The organism is Stenotrophomonas sp. OVS01A, from assembly GCF_019969775.1.
GTDB lineage: Bacteria > Pseudomonadota > Gammaproteobacteria > Xanthomonadales > Xanthomonadaceae > Stenotrophomonas > Stenotrophomonas indicatrix.
This window is the reverse complement of the sequence record NZ_JAHXYV010000009.1, coordinates 24,070-44,120: the sequence shown is the minus strand read 5'-3', so window position 1 is coordinate 44,120 and position 20,051 is coordinate 24,070. Positions and strand designations below refer to the sequence as shown.

The 20,051-nt window shown below is 63.9% G+C and carries 28 protein-coding genes; 23 read left to right on the top strand and 5 right to left on the bottom strand.

All coding sequences use genetic code 11. The features are described from left to right. Positions 1-279: 279 nt before the first annotated feature. From LC407_RS20080 to LC407_RS20035, 10 genes are all read left to right on the top strand, one after another. Positions 280-552: an AlpA family transcriptional regulator gene (locus tag LC407_RS20080; protein WP_223483481.1), complete on the top strand. Its 273-nt coding sequence runs from the start codon at positions 280-282 to the stop codon at positions 550-552. Beyond that, entirely contained in the window at positions 549-752 is a 204-nt protein-coding gene (locus tag LC407_RS20075) for a hypothetical protein (RefSeq protein ID WP_223483480.1), read from the top strand. The genes LC407_RS20080 and LC407_RS20075 overlap by 4 nt, the downstream gene beginning before the upstream one ends. 10 nt (positions 753-762) lie before the next feature. Then, positions 763-1,047 (top strand): ogr/Delta-like zinc finger family protein, encoded by a 285-nt coding sequence (locus LC407_RS20070; protein WP_223483479.1) that lies wholly within the window; start codon positions 763-765, stop codon positions 1,045-1,047. A gap of 293 nt (positions 1,048-1,340) precedes the next feature. Beyond that, positions 1,341-1,550, top strand: a complete 210-nt coding sequence (locus LC407_RS20065) for a hypothetical protein (RefSeq protein ID WP_223483478.1) — start codon at positions 1,341-1,343, stop codon at positions 1,548-1,550. After that, complete coding sequence (locus tag LC407_RS20060; RefSeq protein WP_223483477.1) at positions 1,547-1,762, top strand: hypothetical protein; 216 nt, start codon at positions 1,547-1,549, stop codon at positions 1,760-1,762. Before LC407_RS20065 ends, LC407_RS20060 begins: the two co-directional genes overlap by 4 nt. Beyond that, positions 1,759-2,397, top strand: coding sequence for a hypothetical protein (locus tag LC407_RS20055; protein ID WP_223483476.1), 639 nt, complete (start codon positions 1,759-1,761; stop codon positions 2,395-2,397). Before LC407_RS20060 ends, LC407_RS20055 begins: the two co-directional genes overlap by 4 nt. Beyond that, complete coding sequence (locus LC407_RS20050; protein WP_223483475.1) at positions 2,384-3,226, top strand: toprim domain-containing protein; 843 nt, start codon at positions 2,384-2,386, stop codon at positions 3,224-3,226. The genes LC407_RS20055 and LC407_RS20050 overlap by 14 nt, the downstream gene beginning before the upstream one ends. 58 nt (positions 3,227-3,284) lie before the next feature. Then, on the top strand, positions 3,285-5,135 hold the full coding sequence (locus tag LC407_RS20045; RefSeq protein WP_223483474.1) for a DUF927 domain-containing protein: 1,851 nt from the start codon (positions 3,285-3,287) through the stop codon (positions 5,133-5,135). Positions 5,136-5,207: 72 nt separating this feature from the next. After that, a complete protein-coding gene (locus LC407_RS20040) occupies positions 5,208-5,957 on the top strand; it encodes a hypothetical protein (protein ID WP_223483473.1) in 750 nt (249 codons plus the stop codon). Further along, positions 5,957-6,994: a phage portal protein gene (locus LC407_RS20035; protein ID WP_223483472.1), complete on the top strand. Its 1,038-nt coding sequence runs from the start codon at positions 5,957-5,959 to the stop codon at positions 6,992-6,994. Before LC407_RS20040 ends, LC407_RS20035 begins: the two co-directional genes overlap by 1 nt. A gap of 171 nt (positions 6,995-7,165) precedes the next feature. Here the strand turns inward: LC407_RS20035 and LC407_RS20030 are convergent, their stop codons facing one another. Beyond that, complete coding sequence (locus tag LC407_RS20030) at positions 7,166-7,531, bottom strand: hypothetical protein (RefSeq protein WP_223483471.1); 366 nt, start codon at positions 7,529-7,531, stop codon at positions 7,166-7,168. 898 nt (positions 7,532-8,429) lie between these two features. Between LC407_RS20030 and LC407_RS20025 the strand changes: the two genes are divergently transcribed. From LC407_RS20025 to LC407_RS20010, 4 genes are all read left to right on the top strand, one after another. Next, positions 8,430-9,608 carry an ImmA/IrrE family metallo-endopeptidase gene (locus LC407_RS20025; protein WP_223483470.1) on the top strand — a complete coding sequence of 393 codons (1,179 nt, stop codon included), beginning with the start codon at positions 8,430-8,432 and terminating at the stop codon, positions 9,606-9,608. After that, the gene (locus LC407_RS20020) at positions 9,608-10,075 is read left to right on the top strand and encodes a PIN domain-containing protein (RefSeq protein ID WP_223483469.1); all 468 of its coding nucleotides are present in this window, start codon (positions 9,608-9,610) and stop codon (positions 10,073-10,075) included. Before LC407_RS20025 ends, LC407_RS20020 begins: the two co-directional genes overlap by 1 nt. Before the next feature lie 537 nt (positions 10,076-10,612). Then, positions 10,613-11,752 carry a hypothetical protein gene (locus LC407_RS20015; protein WP_223483468.1) on the top strand — a complete coding sequence of 380 codons (1,140 nt, stop codon included), beginning with the start codon at positions 10,613-10,615 and terminating at the stop codon, positions 11,750-11,752. Positions 11,753-11,845: 93 nt separating this feature from the next. After that, on the top strand, positions 11,846-12,622 hold the full coding sequence (locus LC407_RS20010; protein WP_223483467.1) for a hypothetical protein: 777 nt from the start codon (positions 11,846-11,848) through the stop codon (positions 12,620-12,622). An 18-nt stretch (positions 12,623-12,640) separates the two neighbouring features. On the opposite strand, the gene LC407_RS20005 is transcribed toward LC407_RS20010, so the two are convergent. Next, a complete protein-coding gene (locus tag LC407_RS20005) occupies positions 12,641-12,895 on the bottom strand; it encodes a hypothetical protein (protein WP_223483466.1) in 255 nt (84 codons plus the stop codon). Continuing rightward, complete coding sequence (locus LC407_RS20000; protein WP_025879040.1) at positions 12,892-13,236, bottom strand: winged helix-turn-helix transcriptional regulator; 345 nt, start codon at positions 13,234-13,236, stop codon at positions 12,892-12,894. Before LC407_RS20000 ends, LC407_RS20005 begins: the two co-directional genes overlap by 4 nt. Before the next feature lie 87 nt (positions 13,237-13,323). On the opposite strand from LC407_RS20000, the gene LC407_RS19995 reads away from it, so the two are divergent. Continuing rightward, on the top strand, positions 13,324-13,650 hold the full coding sequence (locus tag LC407_RS19995; RefSeq protein ID WP_218788028.1) for a nuclear transport factor 2 family protein: 327 nt from the start codon (positions 13,324-13,326) through the stop codon (positions 13,648-13,650). A gap of 120 nt (positions 13,651-13,770) precedes the next feature. Here the strand turns inward: LC407_RS19995 and LC407_RS19990 are convergent, their stop codons facing one another. Next, positions 13,771-14,412, bottom strand: coding sequence for a glutathione S-transferase family protein (locus LC407_RS19990; protein WP_223483465.1), 642 nt, complete (start codon positions 14,410-14,412; stop codon positions 13,771-13,773). 195 nt (positions 14,413-14,607) lie between these two features. On the opposite strand from LC407_RS19990, the gene LC407_RS19985 reads away from it, so the two are divergent. Beyond that, positions 14,608-14,928 (top strand): hypothetical protein, encoded by a 321-nt coding sequence (locus tag LC407_RS19985; RefSeq protein WP_080149919.1) that lies wholly within the window; start codon positions 14,608-14,610, stop codon positions 14,926-14,928. Positions 14,929-14,945: 17 nt separating this feature from the next. Here LC407_RS19985 and LC407_RS19980 read toward each other — a convergent pair whose 3' ends face one another. Beyond that, positions 14,946-15,248 (bottom strand): hypothetical protein, encoded by a 303-nt coding sequence (locus LC407_RS19980; RefSeq protein ID WP_025879036.1) that lies wholly within the window; start codon positions 15,246-15,248, stop codon positions 14,946-14,948. Between the two features lie 167 nt (positions 15,249-15,415). On the opposite strand from LC407_RS19980, the gene LC407_RS19975 reads away from it, so the two are divergent. From LC407_RS19975 to LC407_RS19945, 7 genes are all read left to right on the top strand, one after another. Then, complete coding sequence (locus tag LC407_RS19975) at positions 15,416-15,646, top strand: hypothetical protein (protein ID WP_133119357.1); 231 nt, start codon at positions 15,416-15,418, stop codon at positions 15,644-15,646. Between the two features lie 97 nt (positions 15,647-15,743). Continuing rightward, positions 15,744-16,001, top strand: a complete 258-nt coding sequence (locus tag LC407_RS19970; RefSeq protein ID WP_223483464.1) for a hypothetical protein — start codon at positions 15,744-15,746, stop codon at positions 15,999-16,001. Positions 16,002-16,044: 43 nt separating this feature from the next. Beyond that, positions 16,045-16,260: a hypothetical protein gene (locus LC407_RS19965; protein WP_025879033.1), complete on the top strand. Its 216-nt coding sequence runs from the start codon at positions 16,045-16,047 to the stop codon at positions 16,258-16,260. Beyond that, the gene (locus LC407_RS19960; RefSeq protein WP_025879032.1) at positions 16,248-16,547 is read left to right on the top strand and encodes a hypothetical protein; all 300 of its coding nucleotides are present in this window, start codon (positions 16,248-16,250) and stop codon (positions 16,545-16,547) included. Before LC407_RS19965 ends, LC407_RS19960 begins: the two co-directional genes overlap by 13 nt. A 77-nt stretch (positions 16,548-16,624) precedes the next feature. Further along, on the top strand, positions 16,625-17,689 hold the full coding sequence (locus LC407_RS19955; RefSeq protein ID WP_088101451.1) for a prolyl oligopeptidase family serine peptidase: 1,065 nt from the start codon (positions 16,625-16,627) through the stop codon (positions 17,687-17,689). 312 nt (positions 17,690-18,001) lie between these two features. After that, on the top strand, positions 18,002-18,922 hold the full coding sequence (locus LC407_RS19950) for an MBL fold metallo-hydrolase (protein ID WP_105164699.1): 921 nt from the start codon (positions 18,002-18,004) through the stop codon (positions 18,920-18,922). A 91-nt stretch (positions 18,923-19,013) separates the two neighbouring features. Continuing rightward, entirely contained in the window at positions 19,014-19,967 is a 954-nt protein-coding gene (locus LC407_RS19945; protein WP_032976695.1) for an alpha/beta hydrolase, read from the top strand. The last annotated feature ends 84 nt before the right edge of the window (positions 19,968-20,051 follow it).

Here is a 20,051-nt window from a genome sequence, read left to right as displayed (position 1 = left end):
CCGTTGGCCTGGAGCAGCAGGTTGCGAGGTGCTGCCGTTTGTCCTGCGCAACCAGTCGGGCGCCTGACTGCGCTCGCTTGTCGGCTCCCGCCAGTTGGATAGATCCTCGCCAGGTTGCGCTGTCAAGGGAAGTTGGTCATGTGTAATTTTACAAAAAATTGTAAAAATCTTCCCTACACATCGAGCTGCGTGAGTTGAGCGGCAGCTGTCTCTAGCCTTCTAACCAAGCCCACAACACAGGGCGGCGGTTGACAAAACGTCAGCCCCGCGACCTCTCACATGCTTGGTTCCCCAGCCCCTCAGGCGACCCCACCTGGTCAGCCTGCCGACCATTCCCGGCCCGATGCCGCACGCGGTGAACGCTTCCTGCGCAAGCCCGAGGTGCTCAGCCGCACCGGCATTTCCCGCTCGCACCTGTACTGGCTGATGACGCGTGGCCGGTTCCCGGCATCGATACCCCTTTCCCCGCGCGTGACCGTCTGGCTGGAGTCGGACGTAGACGCCTGGATTGCCACCCACATCCCCGACAACCACCTGCGAGCGCAGCCATGAAAGACGCCATCGTCCTGACCATCTCCAATCAGAAATTCAGCCTCAGCCCGGCAGAGGCCAAGTTCCTGGCCGAGCATCTGCGCACCGCAGTTGCGCAACCGAATCTCGCGCTGAATTTCTCTCAGAGCCGGACTGAGCAAGGTGGCCGCATCGCACTGTCGCGTGGTGTCGCGGGCAGCAGCGCTATCACTGACTGCTGAGGCCGCTCCGATGACCAGTCCAAGAGCCTTCCTGCGCTGCCCGCATTGCGATACCGCCGCTGTCGTGCGCACCAGCGTGCTGCATTCCAAACTGCTGCGCGAATCACTGCTCCAGTGTCGCAACGCGCTTTGCGGTCATACGTTCAGCGCCTACACGGAGATCGTGCGCACCGTCTCGCCGAGCGCGTGTCCGAGCGGGGATATCTGCCTGCCGATCAGCAGCCCTGCAGAGCGTGCCGCGCTCAGTACAGGGGGCGCTGAAACGCCCATTCCTCCAGCCAAGGCGCGGCGATGACGCACCTGTTGACAGCACTGGCGCATCAGGTGCAGCATTGCTCCGTCGCCGCACAATCGGCGACCGGGATTGGTCTCCCGAACCACAAGGCGCACCAGCGCCCATCGTTCGATGCACGGCGCTTTTTTATTGCCTGCCGTGTTGTCGCGGGCGATTGCTTGCCAGTTCTACGGCGGGCGGTGCGCGGGGGGCTTCGGCCCCACCGGTCCTTGTGCCGGCAGACCAACCGCGTACCGTCCGTCACCTCGATTGGTCTCGAGGCGGCGGATTCCAACTTACACAAGGAATCAGCCATGTCTCACGACACCCTGGCCGCGCCTTCGCGCTTCGCCGTTCGCATTGCCCATCACTTTGGCGACATCGCCGACACCCTCGATTGGGACCATTCCCGTTGGCTGGCGCTCACCGTGCGCCTGGAGGCCACCGGCAAGGCTCCCGAAGCGCTGACGCTGGGCGAGGTGCAGCACGCCATTGCCGCCACCGTGCAGGAGGCTGCGCGATGAACACTCTCTCCCTGAATGCCGCCGCCATCAATGACGATGCGGCCACCCATGACCTGTTCAGCGCCGCGCGCCAGTTGCAGCGCATCCACACGATGCCGATGGCTGCGCTGTCGCAACTGGTCACCGCGCTGGAACGCCGCCCTGGTGCACTGGAATCCCTGCCCGTGGGGCAGCTGCTGGCCATGGTCCGTGATGCCGAGGTGGCTGCATGAACGTTGATACCGTGAGTGTCTCCCGCGTGCCGGGCGTGGCCGATGGCGCGCTAAGCGCCACTATCACCGATGCCTGGTTCGATGCCGAGCGTACCGCCACTATTGTCGAGGTAGCCCGTCGCATTGAGCGGCTCCACAGCAAGGCGTCGCGCCGTCTTGCCGCTCTCAGTGACGAATTGGATCAAGCGCTGGAAGGCCATCCGTTGGAGGACCGCCTGCGCGAGCGTCTGCTGTGGCCGCTGGAGCGCGATTGCGTGGAGCTGGCCAGCGTTGCGGCGCGGGTGCGCGTGCGCCTGTCTTTGTTTGCACCTGCGCAGTCGCAGGAGCAGTTTGATCGAGGCATGGCCTTGCAGCTGGAGGATCTGCAGGCAAAGCCGGCTGCTGCCGAGCCGCCGCGAGCGCCCGCGCCCAGGGCCGCACGCATGCCCTTTGGCTACTGGATCAGCGAGGACAGCTTCAATCGCCTGGAGCGCGCGCGTTCGGCCGCGCTGCTGCTGGCAAGCGTTGATGAGCGCATGGCGGTGCCGTTTGACGCTGTAGCGTTCAGCGCAGCCTATGTGCATGAGGATCTGGCCTCTGTGGTGGCCAGCGCCAAGCACCGCAGCCAGCTGGAGGCCGACGATGATGCGGCCTGACGGCTTCCTGGCCACCCTGCGCGCGGCGGGGCTGATGCTGGATACGGCAGTGGCAGATGGCGGTCTGCGGCGTGTACGCGCCGAGGGCGATGGCAGCGGCCAGCGCAGCGGCTGGTATGTGCTGCACGCAGGCCCGCCGCAGGCCGGTGCTTACGGCAACTGGAAGACCGGACTTAATGAGTCCTGGTGCGAAGTTGGAAGCGAGGCGCTGAGCGAGGCCGACCGCGCGATGCTGCGCGAGGCCGTGGTGCGCGCACAGCGGCAGCAGCAGGCCGAGCGTGCCCAACGCCAGGCTGTGGCTCGGCAGCAGGCGCGAGAGCGCTGGCAGCGCGCCAGCGCCGCTGCCCCCGATCATCCCTACCTGATGGCCAAGGGCGTAGGCGCTCACGGTCTGCGGCAGCTGGATGGCCTGCTCTTGGTGCCCTTGCGCGATGCACAGGGGAGGTTGTGGAGCCTGCAAACCATCGCCGCCGATGGCAGCAAGCGCTTCCTGGCCGGTGGCCGTAAGCGTGGCTTGTACTACGCCGTGGGCCGCACGATCAGCGATGTGGTGTGTATCGCCGAAGGCTATGCCACTGCCGCCAGCATCCATGAGGCCACTGGCCATCCCACCGCCGTGGCCTTCGATGCCGGGAACCTGGAGCCGGTGGCCTGTGCCTTGCGCGCCAAGTTTCCCTCGGCGGTGATCGTGGTATGCGCCGATGACGATGCGGCCACCGCCGCTCGGCTGGGCATTAATCCGGGCGTGGCCAACGCCCAGCGCGCCGCCGATGCCGTGGGCGGGGTGGTGGCCATGCCGCCGCGGCCACGTCATGAGGCTACTTCCTGATGATTTTTCTCTTTATCCCGAAGGCGCATCGCGTCGACGCGGCACCGGAGCCCCGTGCATGAACAACGTTACCTCCGTCGATTTCAATGATGCCGCCAAGAACGCCGGTACCGGTGCCGTACGCGGATCTATTCAACGCGCCGTGCGCAAAGGCGCAAAGGGCAAGACCAAGGGCGAAAAGCGCGCCGCCGACAACGACAGTGGCAGCGCTGCGCGCGCCCACTACCAACTCAACGAGACCGGCGTGTACTACGTCGGTGTCACCGAGGACGGTGACCTGGCCGAGCCGGTGTTTGTCTGCTCGCCGTTGAAGGTCGAGGCAAAGACCCGAAACAGCCAGAGCGAGGAATGGGGGCGGTTGCTGACCTGGACCGATGCCGATGGACATCCCCACCAGTGGGCAGCCCCTGCGGAAATGCTGGTGGGCGATCCACGCGAGTTCGTGCGACAGCTGGCCGCTGGTGGTGTGGAAATGTCGGCCCACCGCAACACCATGCAGCGCTTGCTGGCCTACATCATTCAGGAGCGCATCGACACCCGCGCCCGCAACGTCGCCGTGCCAGGCTGGCATGAGGGCCGCTATGTGTTGCCCAATGGCGAAAGCTACGGCGATGGCGCGGAGCGGCTGGTCTACCAGCACAGCGGCGGATTGCAGCACCACTATGCAGCCGTTGGCTCGCTGGAGGAGTGGCGACGCGACGTGGCCCGGCGCTGCCAGGACAATTCGCGCTTGCTGCTTGCGGTGTCGGCCATGTTCGCTGGGCCGCTCCTGCACTTCACGGGTGCTACGGGCGGTGGCTTCCACCTGGTAGGTGGCAGCAGCAGCGGCAAGAGTACGGCGCTGCGCGTGGCGGCGAGCGTGGTCGGTCCCCCGGAGTATGCCCGCGAGTGGCGTAGCACGGCCAACGGGCTGGAAGGCGTGGCGGTGCTGCATAACGATGCGACGCTGATTCTGGATGAACTGGCGCAGATCGATCCTAAGCAGGCCGGTGATGCGGCCTACCTGCTGGCCAACGGCAACGGCAAGAGCCGCGCCAATCGGGCCGGTGAGGCCCGCGCGGCCGCTCGCTGGCGGGTGCTGATCCTGTCGGCCGGCGAGGTCGGGTTGGCCCAGCACATGGCCGAGGCGGGCAAACAGGCACGGGCGGGCCAAGCGGTGCGCCTGGCTGACGTGCCGGCCGAGGCCGAGGGCGGACACGGCGTGTTTGAGCGCCTGCACGATGCCAGCGACGGCGCGGCACTGTCGGCACTGCTCAAAGACGGCGCCGCGCGCACCTACGGCGCGCCGTGGCCGCTGTGGATGGGCTACCTGACCCACCAGGACAGCCCCACTCTGACCGCCCAGCTGCGCGAATCCACTGACCGCTTCCTAGCCACCTATGTGCCCGAAGATGCTTCGGGAGAGGTACGCCGAGTGGCCGAGCGCTTTGCCGTTGTCGCGTTTGCCGGTGAACTGGCCAGCAGCTGCCGCATCACCGGCTGGCCCAAGGGTGAAGCTACCCAGGGCGTGGCGACGTGCTTCAAGGCATGGCTGCAACGTCGAGGCGGCTCAGGCAGCGCTGACACCGACGAATTGCTGTCGCGCGTGCGTGCGTTCTTTGAAGCCCACGGCGAGAGTCGCTTGGAGCCGCTGCGCAGCCCTGAAGGCACTGTGCCGGTGCGCGACCGTGTGGGCTTCCGACGTTTCGATGAGGTTGGATTGACGGAATACCTGGTACTGCAGGAGGCGTTCAGACGGGAGCTGTGTGCGGGCTTCGATGTTCGCTTGGCCGCACGTACGTTGGCCGAAGCTGGATGGCTTAAGCGCAGCGCTGACGGCAGGCCCTCCCAAACCGTACGTGTCCCCGGCTTGGGGGCCATCCGTGTCTTCGTCTTCGACCCTCGCAAGGTTCACGACAGCGGCCTGTAAGCGGCGCTGTCCTTCCCACAGCTCGCCGACAAGGTGTCGGCGAGCCCCCAATCGTTTCAACGGAGATTCAACATGAGCGACACCCAATGCATCAACACCACCACCAACGAACTGGCTATTCAACCCGACGAAGGGGCCGAAGCAGCGCCGGTATCGGAGAGAACGCAGCGGCTGAACGAGCTGGCCCAGCAGTTGGCCAGCGCAGTGCAGCGCAAGCGCGCCTTGGTGGGCAAGGTCGATACGATGCAGCGTGCCAAACAGGCTGCGCAGGGCGATGCGATCGCAGCGCGCCAACAATGGGGTGCCAAGCTGCGCGACACCGATGGCAACCTCACCCGCGATGTTCAGAAGCTGCGCGCCAACGAGCGTTCGGCACTGTCGCTGGCTGAGGAATATGGGGCGATGGAGGACGAGATTGCGGCCGAACTGCCGCAGCTGGAGCTGGAATTGGCTGAGCTGGCCGACTGTTACCTCAGCACGGCAGAGGGTGTCACCAGCGAAGCTGCCAGCCAAGCGTACGAGCAATTGCTTGCACAAGCCGGCAATAGCCTGGCGGTGGCCTTCGCGCTATTCGCGAAGGCGGAGAATGCGGGCGTGGGCTATTGTCAGTCGGCCAGTACCGGCGAATTGTCCAGCACGTTCTTCGGTCGTCTCGGTGAAGCAGTGCGCCATCGCCTAAACGATTCCGCAGTGACCGATCAGGTGGCGCAACAGTTGGCATTGCCGCCGATGGATTTGAGTGCAGTGGACATGGATCTGGTGCGTAGCCCGGCGCGCCGTTCACAGTTGCGTGCACAGATCAGTGCCGGGAGCGCGGTGTGATGGATTCCCATACCGATGCCGCTATCGGTGAGATTGTGCCCGCGCCTGGCGCAGGCACAGCGGGAGCAGTGACGGCCTTTTCCTTTGGCGATCCAACGCCCGTGTTGGACTCGCGTGGGTTGTTCGACTACCTGGAGTGCTGGCGCAACGGTCGCTACTACGAACCCCCGATCACCCTCAGTGGCCTGTCGCGCACCACGCGTTCCAATCCGTTCCTGCACAGCGGCCTGATCTTCAAGCGCAACATGCTGGTGCGCACATTTGTGCCACATCGCCTGCTGGATCGCACCGCGTTTTCGCAGTTGGCGCTGGATTACCTGGTGTTCGGCATGGCGTACCTGGAGCGGCAACTCTCGCACTCCGGACGCCTGCTGCAGCTTCAGCCTCTCATGGCGCAGTACATGCGCCGTGGCGTGCAACCCTCTGAGTTCTTTCAGGTGCGAGCCGAAAGGGTTGAGCATGAATTTGCGCCCGGTTCTGTACATCAGCTACGTGAGGTGGACCCCGATCAGGAAATCTACGGGATGCCGGAGTGGCTGGCGGTCGTGCAGTCGGCACTGCTCAATGAATCGGCGACGTTGTTTCGCCGCAGGTACTACACCAATGGCTCCCATGCCGGGTTCATCCTCTACATGACCGACCCGCAGCCGGAGGGCATGGACGTGGACGCCTTGCGTCAGGCGCTGCGAGACTCGCGTGGGCCGGGTAACTTCCGCAACCTGTTCGTGCATTCGCCCAATGGTAAGAAGGATGGCTTGCAGCTGATCCCCATCAGCGAAGTCGCCGCCAAGGATGAGTTCACCGGCATCAAGCGCGTGACCCGTGATGACATTCTGGCTGCGCTGCGCGTCCCCCCGCAGCTGCTGGGCATCGTGCCGCAGAATGCGGGCGGATTCGGATCGATTCGGGATGCGGCCACGGTGTGGGCGTCGATGGAACTGGCACCCCTGCAATCGCGCATGGCCATGGTGAACGAGTGGATCGGCGAGGACGTCATTACCTTCGCCTCGTTTGACCTGGCGCCTGCAACAACCTGATGCTTTATCCGTTGCGCCGATGCTGGCCTCAAAAGATGTGGGGCACACGCCTGCAGGCGCGATTGCTTCGGATGCGGTCTCCTCGGCGACTGGATAGGCCCGCAGCGGCCACAGCGGGCCGCTGACGCGGCGCCGTCATCGGCGGCAGGTGCCGCCGGCCCCACATTGCCCCTAGCGCTCTACGAAGTCCCCGCTTTTGTCCGGTGCGGCCGTCTCTAGACGCGGCTTCCCGAGTCCGTACAGGGCACAGATCCCCGTAATAACCGTCTCATTGCCTTGGCCGTGGGCCTCCCAAGCTGCCTTCACAGAGGCAGGAGCCTTCGGCCAGAGGACGAAGTAGCCACCCCGGTCGATTGTCGAAAACGGAATTTGAGTCCATTGCTGGCAATCGATGAGGTTCTTCACGTAAGCCCAGTTGCCGTATGTATTCCCTATGGCAATTCGTTCCCACACGTCGATGTGGGGAGGCTTTCCTTGCACAGATGGCTGATGAATTTGGACACGATCAGACACGCCATGCCAGGCCAAATCGTTCATGAGTTGGATCCCAACGGGATTCTGCGCGCTAAGGGGCGCAGCCAAAGTGGCGCTGAAGAACGGGACTGCCCATGTGGCCAGTCTCGTCAGAATCGGGGCTCTAGTGGTCACCGCGTCTTCCTTGGTCTGTAGCCCATGCGCTTCTATGCGGCACTGGCTGTAACCAGTGTAACCAGTCGTGTCCACGGGCTGGTACGAGTCGGGGGTAATCGCAAGTCGTTGATATGCAAGGTGTACACGGATGGTGTAACCAGCGTACCAGTGTAACCAGCAAATACTGTTAGTCAGGAATATCACATGGAGGATGGCGGGCGGCAAGACAGCGGGTTGACCGACGAAACCCTTGGGAGACAAGGGGCCATAGGGGAAGGGAGGCAGCGGTGCCTGCACGGGACCTGTAACCAAAAAAGTGTGCCACACCCCCTCTTCATGGTCTTCCTGAAACACAGTAAGTAGTGGATTTCTCTTCTTGGACGCTATTGGATGCCTACTTTTTTCTCCTACGCGGCTGCCTAAGTCCGGCTTCCATCTCGCCGCTCCAACGCTCCACTAGGCCACCCTTTTGCGCAGGGATTCGCAGGTATTTGCATGGCCTCTCGATGCCCCTGACAGCCTTACTGGGCCTGTCGTGGGCCCGTGTGCAGGTAGTGCAGAAAAACCACCCTATGAAGTGTGCAGGTGTGGCGGGGAGACAAGTGCGCTCGCCGGGGGAGCAGGGGCGGATCCCATCACTGTCCCCTCCAGGCGTGCTGGCGCAGCCGGGACGCAGCTGAGCGACCCGCATCGGCCCGGGCCTTGGGCTGGCGCGGTCTGGCAGGATCCTCCCAGAAGGCCATGGGGAGGCACTGGCGCAGCGTACCCAGAGCCGCGATACTTCGCCCGCTAGGAAGGAGTAACAATGAGAGGCGAGCCAGTTGTGGGCATCCAGCCCAGCGTGATGCGCTGGGCTCGAGAGAGCGCCGGAATGTCAGTGGATGATGTGGCGACCAGGCTCAAGCGGCAGCTGGCCGAGGTGGAATCGTGGGAGTCCGGCGACGGCGCGCCTACTTACCCGCAACTTGAGCGGCTTGCCTATGAGCTTTACAAAAGGCCATTGGCCGTGTTCTTCCTGCCGGAGCCACCGCAGGAGGTCAGCCCGAGGCAACAGTTCCGTACTCTGCCGGCCGAGGAGCTGGCGAGTCTGTCGCGGGATACGTACCTGCACCTACGAAAGGCGCGCGCCTATCAGGCAGGTCTGGAAGACCTGTACAGCGAGACCAATCCTGCTCCTAGGAAGATCTGGCATCACGTGTCGCTGCAGCGTAACCAGGACGTTGCCGCTCAGGCCATGAACATTCGTCGTGAACTCGGAATAGATAGCCCAATCCAAGCGCAGTGGGGAGGCGATGATCAAGCCTTGAAGGCTTGGCGATCGGCGATAGAGAGGATGGGGGTATTCGTCTTCAAGGACAGCTTCAAACAGAAGACCATCTCTGGGTTCTGCCTGCGGGATCACGAGTTTCCGCTGATCTATATCAACAACAGCACCACGAAGACCCGTCAAATCTTCTCGCTGCTACATGAGCTTGCGCATATTCTTTTCGACGTGAGTGGCATTTCGAAGTTCGACACGTCTTACATCACGGAATTGCCAGCCCGAGAGCAAGAGCTGGAGGTGTTCTGCAACGCAGTGGCTGCTGAGGTGCTGATCCCATTTGATGAGTTTTCTCGTGTAACCGCTGGCGTTCCTTCCAATGTAGACGCATTGGACGATGCCTATTTTTCTCGTGTAGCTCGGTATTTTGGTGTGAGTCGTGAGGCCATCTTGCGACGCTTCTTGGATTCGGGGCGAGCAACGCGGGATTTTTACGAGAGCAAGGCCAGGGAGTGGACGGATCAAATGGTTGAGCGTGACGGGGGCGGGGGCAGCTGGTATGCCAGTAGAGGGGCGTATCTTAGCGATACGCTTCTGCGGGAGGTCTTTGCTCGGCGCCTGCGAGGGCAGCTCTCTTCTGAGCGCGCCGCTGAGTATCTTGGAGTTAAGCCCGCGAACCTGCCTGGTCTGGAAGATCTGGTTTTGCATAGGACGCGCAACTGATGTATGTCTTCGATACAGGCTCTTATAGCAAGCTGAAACACTACTACCCGCAGGTTTTTGGGTCGTTGTGGCGCCACCTTGGGGCTCTCGCTCAAAGTGGCTCTATTGTCTCAACCCGCGAGGTGCGACGGGAGTTGGGCAATGGGTCTCCTGTGCCATACGTCACGGAGTGGCTTGATGCCAACGCTCAGATGTTTACGACACCGAGTGCTGGGGAGCTACAGTTCGTAGCTAGGATCCTCGCTATTCCTCACTTTCAGAGCATTATCGGTGAGCAGCAGCGTCTCACCGGTACTCCTGTTGCCGATCCTTTTGTAATCGCGGCTGGCGCTGTCCGCAGCTTCACAGTGGTGACGGAAGAGCACTTCAAGCCCCACTCCGCGAAGATTCCTAACGTTTGCGAGCATTTCAGTGTTCCATGCATCAACTTGGAACAATTTATGGCTCAGGAGCGGCTCAGTTTTTGATGCCGTCGGTGGCTGACGAGTCCAGGTAATCCCGGCCGGCGCCCGCGTCTGTCGCAAGTTCCTCCGTGCAATGGCGGTAACATTGGCGGTAACTAGTCTTGTGTGAATTTATAAATTCTTTAAAATTCAAAAGCTTATTGGATTTGTTCGTTTGATGATGGGCCACCATTGTATTCAATGGCTTAGGCCATCAAAAAGAGCACCGCCATGCGGTGCCTTTTTCGTTTGGTGCCTACTTGGTGGCTGCATTCCCGGCAGTGCCCATGCCGCTGTTGGGAGCTGCCATTCTTCGCGCCCCCTGCTGCACTTCGGAGCTGAGCCAGCGCAGCCTTCTCCCGATGGCTCCTCATCCTCGAAATCCACAATCCTGATTCGTTGTGCGCAGCTCGGTCAGCATCTCCTGCTCTTGTCGTTGGAGCGTGGGCTCGCTGATGCCGAAGATGGATCTCCTTCGGTTCGCACGCTTCATTCAATGGAATACGTGTCGGCAATCTGCCCGAGGTTGTTAAGAGGGGAGGGGCCTGCCAGCCCCTGCCGATGGTCACGTTGTGGAACCTTCGGCGCCATGCTCGAATCGGGCCACCCGATCGTCCAGGAGCATGTCGGATGTCATTCAGATCGCAGGCAGTGCATTTTGTGTGCATCGCCGTTCTTGTGCTGGCGCCCCAGTGGGCCCGTGCCGGGTCGGCAAGCTCGACACTGCAGGCGCCCCCATTGGTTACGGTGGGCTACGACGAAGCCTTTGATCTGTTCAATCTGTTGGACAACCTGCCCGATTGGCTGCCTGGCTATACCAACGCGATCTACCAGCAGGACTGGGAGCGCAGGTTCGGGTTGGATGCTAAGGATCGTGCTGCGCTCGAGGCTTATGCACGGTTTCGTCAACGCACTTCCCCGATGGCCCGCAATGACGAGGGGAAGCGGCCTCTGGCAGACAGCCTGTTTGCCGGCAGCGATACACGCATTGGCGACCCATACACCGGCTACTTCCAGAACGCGGCATCATTCTCTGCCGCCACCGAGGCCGCCATCGCCGCACAGGCCGCTGGTGACCGGGAATTGTTGAGGCGTTTCTATGCACGCTTTGCGCCCCGTGCGCGCGCACTGCTGACCGGGACGGCGCGCTTCAGCCAGCAGCAGGAGACGTTGACCCGGGAACTGGCGGCGCCGGAGGCCGTCGCATTTGCCGCGCGCCTGCGCACCTTCTACGGCGCGGAGGCCGCACCCATCTTCCAGGTGCGATTCGTGTGGTGGCCGTATTCAAACCGCACCCAGGCCAAGCTGCGCGGTGGCTCCATTGTGCTGTTCTCCGAGCAGCACGTGCAGGATGACTGGGCGCCGATCGTGCTGCACGAGTACGCGCACTTCCTGTCGGCGGGGCAGCCTGCTGCCAACCGGGAGGCGATGGCGGCGGCGTTCGCGCAGCTGTGCCCCAGTGCGCTGGCCCTGCCCAATCCGCTGAACGCACTGGAAGAACCGTTGGCCATCTACTGGGGCCAGTACCGGTTCGAACGGGACGTGCGTGGGAAAGCACTGTCCAGCGATTCGTCATGGTATGCCCAGCCGCACGCTGACCGCGCAGCCAAGGCAATCGCGACTGCATTCCCGGCCGAGCGCCCGGCGCCAGCACTTGCCGTGGGGCCGTTGCTGGAGGCAGCGGCTTCCGTCTGCGAATGAGCTCGAGCGATTGCCGCATTCTGCGACTCGCTGGCGAAGAACATCCGAGCCAGGACAGACATGGAGCACCGCGGCGAGTGACGTTGTCCAGGATTGGACCTGCAGATGGGACCTGCCGGCATCGGCTTTGACCAGAGCGCGGCCACTCCTCCCCCCGCCCGTGATCCCGGCTTCACGCCCCGCACGCTATCCACGGCGGTCATGGACCTCATACGACTGCTGCGATCGCTGGAAGAATTCCTCTACGAGCTGGTCGGCTGGCTGGTGTTCTATCCGCGGATGTTCTGGCGGGTACTGATTCACCCCGGTGAGGTTGCGCTCTACACCCGCCGCGAGCTCGGCAAGGATCTGGAGCACAGGTTTTCCGATGCGATCAGCCCGGTGCTGATGCTGATCCTGTCGGTGGCCATCGCCCATGCGCTGGAAATGGCGATGCGCATGTCCTCGCCCCGACTCAGTACGCCGGTGGGGCAGCTGCTTTTCAGCAGCGAGCAGGGGCTGCTGCTCACCCGCTCTGCGGTGTTCTGCGTGTACGCGCTCGGCGCGGCACTGGGCACGCTTCGGCGTCAGCGGCTGCCCGTGAACCGCGAGACGCTGCGGGAGCCTTTCTCCATCCAGGCGTTCATCGCATGCCCCTTCGTGGTGGCACTCGCGCTGTCGCAGGTGGCAGCCGCGTCCCCGGCACAGGCTGGCCCGTTCACCGCGACCTGCATCAGCGTGCTGGCGGTGGCGTGGTACCTGTGGGCCCGCATGCGGGCCTTCGTGGCCTTGAATGGAGGATCAGCGCTGCGTGCACTCGGCTCGGTAGTGGTCTCGTTCCTGCTGACGACGATCGCGGTTGTCGGCCTGTTTGCTGCCGTCATCCTCTGATCTTCAACAGGGCGGCGATCACTCGAGAGCGTGATCGGACTTGCGCGGTGGCACTGCCGTGGCCTCACCGCGCTGCAGGAGGTCGAAGAAATCCACTGCCTCCGCCGCCAGCGCATCGTGGGCGTCGAAATCCCAGTTCTGCTTGTACTCGCGGGCGAGCAGATCACAGACGGCCTTGGCCTGCTGGTAGGTCTGCGAGTTCTCCCCGCGATCGGCCAGCTGGTCGCGGTGGATCTGGCACAGCAGCATGGTGGCTGCGCGGAAAATGGTCATGCCGATGGCTCGCCTGCCGCTGGTTTCTGCTCCTGCCACAGCAGCAGCGCGTCCAGTGCCGGGCACAGTGCCTGCCCCCACGCACTGAGTCGATACTCCACTTTCGGTGGCACCTGCGGATACACCGTGCGCAGCACGATGCCGTCTGCTTCCAGTGCACGCAGCTGCTGCGCAAGCATCTTCTGCGAGATGCCGGGGATGAGCCGCTCCAGGTCGGAATAGCGCTGCACCTTGCCGTCGAACAGGTGGAAAAGGATCAACAGCTTCCAGCGGCCTTCCAGCAGCGCGAGTGCACTGGCCACGTCCGCAGCGGCGGTCTCAGGGGTATAGGCCTTTCTCATGGGGTGGGTCACTTACCTTCAGGTGCGTTCTTGTGGCGGCCAGGGTGCGGTTCGAGAATAGCGCCAGTCCCGCCTGGAGTGCCTGCGATGTCGATTGATCTTCCCGCGCCGTTGTCCCGCTATTTCCTGCTGGCCAATGGCGAGCCCGGAACGCACGTGGAGCAGTGCTTTGCCGCAGGCGCGACGGTGGGCGATGAGCGCCAGCGGCACCAGGGACACACGGCGATTGCCGCCTGGGTGGCGCAGACGCGTGCGGCCTACCAGCAACACGTGGTCCCCCTGCAGCTGCACGTGCAGGACGGTCGCCACATCGTGTCTGCGGAGGTCAGCGGCACGTTCCCGGGCAGCCCGGTGGTGCTGACGCACGCGTTCACCCTGGAAGGGGATGGCATCGTCGCGCTGGACATCCACTGATCCAGTGGCGGTTGCTTCCGGAGATCGGGTGGCACGCGGATGGCAGCCGATTGACGCGTAGCAGTACCAATGGATGGCGATCTCCACGCATGGCGTGGAGCTACTGGGAGCGGCGTGGAGCTACAGGTTCTGGAACACCGCCAGCTGCGCGGCGAAGGCACGCTGGTAGGCCGGCCGCGCGGTCGCGCGGTCAACGTAGGCAGCAAGGTCTGGATACTCGCCAACGATGCCGCTGCTCTGCAGCCGCAGCAGCACCGACACCATCAGCAGATCGCCGGCGCTGAAGTCTCCGTCCAGCCACGGTGCATCGCCCAGCCGGGCGGACAGCTGGCTCAGCCGCCTGCGCACGCGCTCGTCCAGCATCACCAGCCGTTGCGCGTACCAAGGCTGTTCGCGTTCCAGCACCCACGCCATGGAGCGTTCGACGATCGGCGGCTCCACAGTGTTCAGCGCGGCGAACATCCAAGTGATCGCGCGCATGCGCGCACCCGCGTCGGCGGGCAGCAACCCGGGGTGCTGTTCGGCCAGGTGCAGCAGGATCGCGCCTGATTCAAACAGCACTACGTTGCCATCTTCATAGGTGGGGATCTGACCGAACGGATGCCGCGCCAGGTGTGCGGGTTGCTTCATCTCCTCGAAGGTGAGCAGATGGACGTCGTAGGCGAGGCCCAGCTCTTCCAGCGCCCAGCGCACGCGCATGTCGCGGGCCAGCCCCTGGCCACGGTCCGGGGAATGCTTGAATGCGGTCAGGATCGGCGTCATCAGGATGTCCATCGGCGTTGGCTGCCACGTTGGCCGGCCTTTCTTCTCTCGACGCCCGGACGGCTCGGGAATCGACACGCCTCCGCTGACCGAGGGCCCGACATCGCCGGCCCGGATGAACGGTTCACGTCGGACGATTCGCCCGGGAGGGTCGGTGCAGCGATACTGCCGTCCTGCACACCCTTGGGGAAGTACGTGAGCACGTCCAGACTGCCGCGCATCGTTGGGTTCGACGTGCCACGGCTTCACCAGCAGGTCGATGCGACTGCCGATGAAGCCATCACCGCGCTGCTCGATCAGGCACCCGATGAACAGTGGACCGGCCGCTTCCTGCAGCACTGCGCGACGCTGGCGTCGCAGCTTTCATTGGCGGAAGTGAGGGTGGAGGGCACCCGCATTGCCTTCCACGGTTCGATCGCCGATGCGCGTGCCTTGGCCGATGCGGTCATCGCGCTGGTGAACCGGTTGAATGATCAGCTGATGCAGGAAGGCAACCAGCTCGCCGGCGAGGAGTGATCTGCGCGCAGCCGGTGTCAGCCCGCCTGCGGGGCCAATGCCGGTCCGGACAGGCGCGCCCAGCAGCCCATCGCCATTTCCGCCGACCCCGGGTGGCCACGCAGGCTGGTGCGCAGCGCAAGCCGTGACTGCAGATCGGTGAGCCACGCCGTGCGCGTGCCATGTGGGTTGCGGACATAGATGTCGCAGGCCAGGCGGATGACCGGTGCGACCTCGTGGCGGAAGTTGATGGCGGGCAGATCGCCCGTCTGGAACGCGGCCTGCCAGTGCTGCAGCTCGCGCTCGACGTCAACGAAGTCCTTGTTAGTGATGCGTTCCATGAGACTTCTCCTGTTGGAACGCCAACGTACACCTGGGCATGTCAGGAGCCTGTGTGCGCGCAGCGCTGTTCATGGTGCCCGTTCATTAATCTCCGGCTTTCATGCAGCTGCGTAACCGGCCCACGCCCACAGTGGCGTTGCAGCAGATCGCTGCGGTGGAGCAAGACATGAACAACAATACGCCGCAAGGCCAGACCGACCGCACCAACGCCCCGACCGGAATCAAGCAGGCCGCCCAGCACGGCCAGGCTGATGGCAACGCAATGGGCGGCGACCGGAAGCAGGACGGCAAGCAGCGCCAGCAGGAGCAGCAGGTCCAGCAGGATGCAAAGCCGGTCGGCCCGCAGAAGTCCGGGCAGGAACAGAAGAGCGAGCCGGGCCGTGACACCCGTCGCTGAGCAATAAGCGAAGAAGAGGCCGCGCGTTGCGCGGCTTTCCTCTGTCCAACGTTCGGGAAGAGCGCTGATGCCATCCCATGCCCGTGCGGTAAGCCTGATGACGAAGATCATGTACCAGTGCCGTCCGGCAAGAACGACGACGATGGCGCGCTGCCGCGCCTGCCAGGCCCCCAGTCCGGGTGGCATGGAGTGCGCGCGTTGCCTTACCGAAGAACTCGGGGGCGTGATCGGCAACCGCGGTGCTGCGGCACGCTGGCTGGATTCGTTCCTGAAGGTGCAGCAGGACGAGGCGTTCGTTTTCGTGTGTGCCAAGCGGGTCGAGGAAATCGCGTCGGCGGGTCGCAGTCTGGAGTGACATTGCGCAGGCGTATGCTCGAACTCCAATGGGAGCGAGCGTCATGTCTTTTCAGATCAACCTCTATGACAGGGATGGACGCGGGCTTCGCCTTCCCGATGGATGGTGGATCGACCTGCACACCGATCCCCCCGCGCTGGTCAACGGCGCTGTCCGCATCGATCTGCCGGCGTCCGCGCGCAACGAGCATCCTGATCTGCAACCGGACGTCCTGAACCATCTCCGCCGCCGTATTGAAGGTGCGCAATGGCTAACCTGACCTACCATCCGCCGCTGGGCGTGCGCTGGCTGACGTTCCGCCTGCGCAACGGTCAATCCATCGGCCCGGAGAAGCTGCGGGCCGTGTGGTCCGATGCCGCAGAAACCAACAACTGTTCGGTGCGCCGCGAGCACGTGGAAGGCGCCGGCTTCGTCTATGCGCTGTACGCACCGAGCGGGCTGTGTGTTCCGCGGCGCGCGGAACTGCGCATGCGGCTGTTGCTGGAAGAAGCGGGCTACGCGTTTTCGATGGGCGTGCTTACCGGCAGCCATCCTGCCTACGGTTGAGCGCAGGGTGATCTGATCGGCCCGGAGGTTGCTAGACTGCGCGCCCCGCGCGTTGCCGCAATCACGGAAGATTCCCCATGCCGAAGCTGTCTGCTCTTGCTGTTTTCCTGGCGATCGCTGTCTGCGCGCCAACCGCACACGCCGAGGAACAGGACAGCGCCTCGACCATCGCGTTCAAGTCGATCAGCCCGGTGCTGAATGCCCTGATCAATGCCGACGATGCGCAGGACCTGATGGAGCGGGCCGAGGAAGACGACGCCACGCTGCTGCAGTCGCTGGCGCTCTATCTGGCAGCAACCCGCGAAGACCCCACGTTGGCGCAGGCGCCGTACCACGCAGCGGCATTGTTCGCACGCCGCGGTGACGATGCGCTGGCCGAGCGCTATCTGCGCCAAGCCGATGAGCGTGGCATGTGGTTCGCGCCCGCGCTGGCCGACAACGATGACTTCGAGCACCTGCGCGGAACGCCGTTCTTCAAGCAGGTGCTGGCCAATACGCAGGCACGCTACGCGAAGGTATCGGTCGGCAAGGTGGGCGCCATCTCGGTGCTGGCCCCTTCGAAGGGGGTTGCGATGCCGGCCTGTGCGCCGGTGCTGGTGTGGCTGCACGGCTACGGCATCAATGGCCACCTGGACAGCAGCGAGCAGCCGCTGGCCGATGCTGGTGTGGTGTTGCTGGGCATCAACGGTACGGAGATGCGCGAGTCGTTCGACAGCTTCAGCTGGACCGGCCCGTATGAGGGCACGCACAAGGTGGTGCAGGCGGGGCTGGAGCAACTGGCCGCGCGCCAGTGCATCGACCGCAAGCAGGTGTACCTGATGGGTTTCTCGCAGGGCTCGCAGCATGCCGGCGCGCTGCTGGCGCAGCATCCGGATGACTATGCCGGTGCATTGCTGGTGTCGCCGGGTGGCTGGCGCCAGCCGGTGCCCACGCAGAGCAGCGCACACGGCAAGCGGGTGTTCGTCATCAACGGCGAGCAGGAAGGGCCGGCGAACCAGAAGATGAGCGCGGATTTCCGCGCCCTTTTCAGCGATGGCAACGAGCTCCGGTCGCGTACCCATGAGGGTGGCCATTTCTATCCGGACGACTGGAAGACCTCGTTTCCGCAGGCCATCCGCTGGCTGATGGGCAAGGGCGGCTGAGCGAAGCCCACCGGGTGGCAGGCGGTGGGCGGGAACCACGTCGCCCACTGCTTCCCAAAAGGCAACGCCGCGAGCCCGCCTGCGGGTCTACTGCGCACTGCCTGCGTTGCCTACGCTGATCCCACACGGCCCTTGCCGTGCTCCGGGGCCACGACAGCTCGTGGATCCCGTCTTCAATCGAACCAGCGGCGCTGTGCTGCAGGGCATTGCTGCCCGGCAACGCCATGCCCTGCGCCGTGCGAAGGCGTACCCCGGAACTGTCCGCCGGCCCTGCTTCACTGCCTGCCAGCCAACCTTCGTGGAGATCGCCTCATGTTCAGCCTGGAAAACACCATTGCCCCTGCCGCGCCCGCGCTCGACGAGCTTGTTCCCTCGCGTTACGCCCTGAAAGTCGGCGATATCGATGTGCTGGTGGTCAGCGACGGCGTGCTGCCGCTGCCGACGCAGATGCTCGGCCACAACGTGCAGGCGTCCGAGCGCGCCGAATGGTTCGACGAGATGTACCTGCCACAGGATGCGTTCGACTGGGCGTTGAACGTGATGGTGGTGCACAGCGGTGAGCGCACCATCCTGATCGACGCTGGCCTGGGCATGGACCCGGACCTGCAGCTGCCGCGCGCCGGGCAGCTGATCCGTCGCCTCGGCGCTGCCGGTATCGACCTGCGCGAGATCACCGATGTGGTGATCACCCACATGCACATGGACCACATCGGTGGCCTGCTGGTGGACGGAGTGAAAGCACAGCTGCGGCCGGATCTGAAGATCCATGTCGCGGCGTCGGAAGTGGCGTTCTGGAAGTCGCCCGACTTCACCCGCACGAACATGCCGCAGGGGTTCCCGGACGCGCTTCGCGCAACGGCCACGCATTTCTGGGCCGAGTACGGCAGTTTCGTGCACACCTTCGAGGATGAGCATGAGATCGCACCGGGCGTAGTCGCGCGCCGCACCGGCGGCCACACGCCGGGCCACTGCGTGGTGCGCGTTGCCTCGGGGGGCCAGGCGCTGACGTTTGCTGGCGATGCCGTGTTCGCCGTCGGTTTCGATCAACCGAACTGGCATAACGGCTTCGAGCACGACCCGGAGGAAGCGGCGCGGGTGCGCATCGAACTGCTCAATGCGCTGGCCGGCACCGGCGAGATGCTGGTAGCCACGCACCTGCCGTTCCCGTCGGTGGGCCGGGTGTCCCGCGAGGGCGAGGCGTTCCGCTGGGTGCCGGTGTTCTGGGATTTCTGATCAAGTTTTCTGGACTTCAAGTCACCAATGGTCCCGGACAGGGGCGCAAAGTAGCCCCTGTCGAAACCCACCCATCCGCTGGAGGTCCACCATGAACACCGTTACCCGCACCCTCGCTGCAACTGCCCTGGCCCTGTCGATGCAGGCGGGCCTGTCCGCCCAGGCCGCCGCGCCGGCACACCCGTCCGCACCCAGCGCTGTCACGCGCACCGCCAGCACCATCACCACCGCCGATGGCGTGCAGCTGTACTACAAGGACTGGGGCCCGAAGAACGGGCCGGTGGTGACCTTCAGTCATGGCTGGCCACTGGATTCGGACAGCTGGGAATCGCAGATGATGTTCCTGGCGGACCACGGTTATCGGGTGGTCGCACACGACCGCCGTGGCCACGGTCGTTCCAGCCAGCCCTGGGACGGCAACGACATGGATCACTATGCCGATGATCTGGCCACGGTGATCAATACGCTGGATCTGAAAGACGTCACGCTGGTGGGCTTCTCCACCGGCGGCGGCGAAGTGGCGCGGTACATCGGCCGCCATGGCACGGGACGGGTGAAGAAGGCCGTGCTGATCAGTTCGGTGCCGCCGTTCATGCTGAAGACCGCAGACAACCCCGGTGGCGTTCCGATCGAAGTGTTCGACGGCATCCGCAAGGCGCAGCTGGAGAACCGCTCGCAGCTGTACAAGGACATTCCGTCTGGTCCGTTCTATGGATTCAACCGGCCGGGCGCGAAGGTCAACCAGGCGATGGTCGATGCATGGTGGGCGCAGGGCATGCTGGGTGGACAGAAGAACACCTACGACTCGATCGCCGCGTTCTCGGCGACCGACTTCCGCGCTGACCTGCAGAAGTTCGATGTGCCGACCCTGGTGATCCACGGCGACGACGATCAGATCGTGCCGATCGACGTGGCGGGACGGATGTCGGCCAAGCTGATCAAGGGCGCCAGGCTGATCGTCTACCCGGGTGCGCCGCATGGTCTGACCGAGACCCACAAGGACAAGGTCAACCAGGACCTGCTGGCCTTCCTGCAGCAGAAGTAGCCACAAGGGCAGCCGTCAGGCAGCACGGAGACCGGTAGAGCCACGCCATGCGTGGCTTTGCCGTGCATGAAGGCAACCGCATCC

Excerpts from the sequence above, each read along its gene's own strand:
- LC407_RS20080 (WP_223483481.1), top strand. The coding sequence starts at position 280 with ATGCTTGGTTCCCCAGCCCCTCAGGCGACCCCACCTGGTCAGCCTGCC.
- LC407_RS19965 (WP_025879033.1), top strand. The coding sequence starts at position 16,045 with ATGTCTTTTCAGATCAACCTCTATGACAGGGATGGACGCGGGCTTCGC.
- LC407_RS20030 (WP_223483471.1), bottom strand. The coding sequence starts at position 7,531 with ATGAACGATTTGGCCTGGCATGGCGTGTCTGATCGTGTCCAAATTCAT.
- LC407_RS19950 (WP_105164699.1), top strand. The coding sequence starts at position 18,002 with ATGTTCAGCCTGGAAAACACCATTGCCCCTGCCGCGCCCGCGCTCGAC.
- LC407_RS19995 (WP_218788028.1), top strand. The coding sequence starts at position 13,324 with ATGTCGATTGATCTTCCCGCGCCGTTGTCCCGCTATTTCCTGCTGGCC.
- LC407_RS20045 (WP_223483474.1), top strand. The coding sequence starts at position 3,285 with ATGAACAACGTTACCTCCGTCGATTTCAATGATGCCGCCAAGAACGCC.
- LC407_RS20005 (WP_223483466.1), bottom strand. The coding sequence starts at position 12,895 with ATGACCATTTTCCGCGCAGCCACCATGCTGCTGTGCCAGATCCACCGC.
- LC407_RS20000 (WP_025879040.1), bottom strand. The coding sequence starts at position 13,236 with ATGAGAAAGGCCTATACCCCTGAGACCGCCGCTGCGGACGTGGCCAGT.
- LC407_RS20060 (WP_223483477.1), top strand. The coding sequence starts at position 1,547 with ATGAACACTCTCTCCCTGAATGCCGCCGCCATCAATGACGATGCGGCC.
- LC407_RS19955 (WP_088101451.1), top strand. The coding sequence starts at position 16,625 with ATGCCGAAGCTGTCTGCTCTTGCTGTTTTCCTGGCGATCGCTGTCTGC.
- LC407_RS19980 (WP_025879036.1), bottom strand. The coding sequence starts at position 15,248 with ATGGAACGCATCACTAACAAGGACTTCGTTGACGTCGAGCGCGAGCTG.
- LC407_RS20025 (WP_223483470.1), top strand. The coding sequence starts at position 8,430 with ATGAGAGGCGAGCCAGTTGTGGGCATCCAGCCCAGCGTGATGCGCTGG.
- LC407_RS19990 (WP_223483465.1), bottom strand. The coding sequence starts at position 14,412 with ATGACGCCGATCCTGACCGCATTCAAGCATTCCCCGGACCGTGGCCAG.
- LC407_RS20040 (WP_223483473.1), top strand. The coding sequence starts at position 5,208 with ATGAGCGACACCCAATGCATCAACACCACCACCAACGAACTGGCTATT.
- LC407_RS20065 (WP_223483478.1), top strand. The coding sequence starts at position 1,341 with ATGTCTCACGACACCCTGGCCGCGCCTTCGCGCTTCGCCGTTCGCATT.
- LC407_RS19960 (WP_025879032.1), top strand. The coding sequence starts at position 16,248 with ATGGCTAACCTGACCTACCATCCGCCGCTGGGCGTGCGCTGGCTGACG.
- LC407_RS20035 (WP_223483472.1), top strand. The coding sequence starts at position 5,957 with ATGGATTCCCATACCGATGCCGCTATCGGTGAGATTGTGCCCGCGCCT.
- LC407_RS20050 (WP_223483475.1), top strand. The coding sequence starts at position 2,384 with ATGATGCGGCCTGACGGCTTCCTGGCCACCCTGCGCGCGGCGGGGCTG.
- LC407_RS20020 (WP_223483469.1), top strand. The coding sequence starts at position 9,608 with ATGTATGTCTTCGATACAGGCTCTTATAGCAAGCTGAAACACTACTAC.
- LC407_RS19975 (WP_133119357.1), top strand. The coding sequence starts at position 15,416 with ATGAACAACAATACGCCGCAAGGCCAGACCGACCGCACCAACGCCCCG.
- LC407_RS20075 (WP_223483480.1), top strand. The coding sequence starts at position 549 with ATGAAAGACGCCATCGTCCTGACCATCTCCAATCAGAAATTCAGCCTC.
- LC407_RS20015 (WP_223483468.1), top strand. The coding sequence starts at position 10,613 with ATGGTCACGTTGTGGAACCTTCGGCGCCATGCTCGAATCGGGCCACCC.
- LC407_RS20070 (WP_223483479.1), top strand. The coding sequence starts at position 763 with ATGACCAGTCCAAGAGCCTTCCTGCGCTGCCCGCATTGCGATACCGCC.
- LC407_RS19945 (WP_032976695.1), top strand. The coding sequence starts at position 19,014 with ATGAACACCGTTACCCGCACCCTCGCTGCAACTGCCCTGGCCCTGTCG.
- LC407_RS19970 (WP_223483464.1), top strand. The coding sequence starts at position 15,744 with ATGACGAAGATCATGTACCAGTGCCGTCCGGCAAGAACGACGACGATG.
- LC407_RS20055 (WP_223483476.1), top strand. The coding sequence starts at position 1,759 with ATGAACGTTGATACCGTGAGTGTCTCCCGCGTGCCGGGCGTGGCCGAT.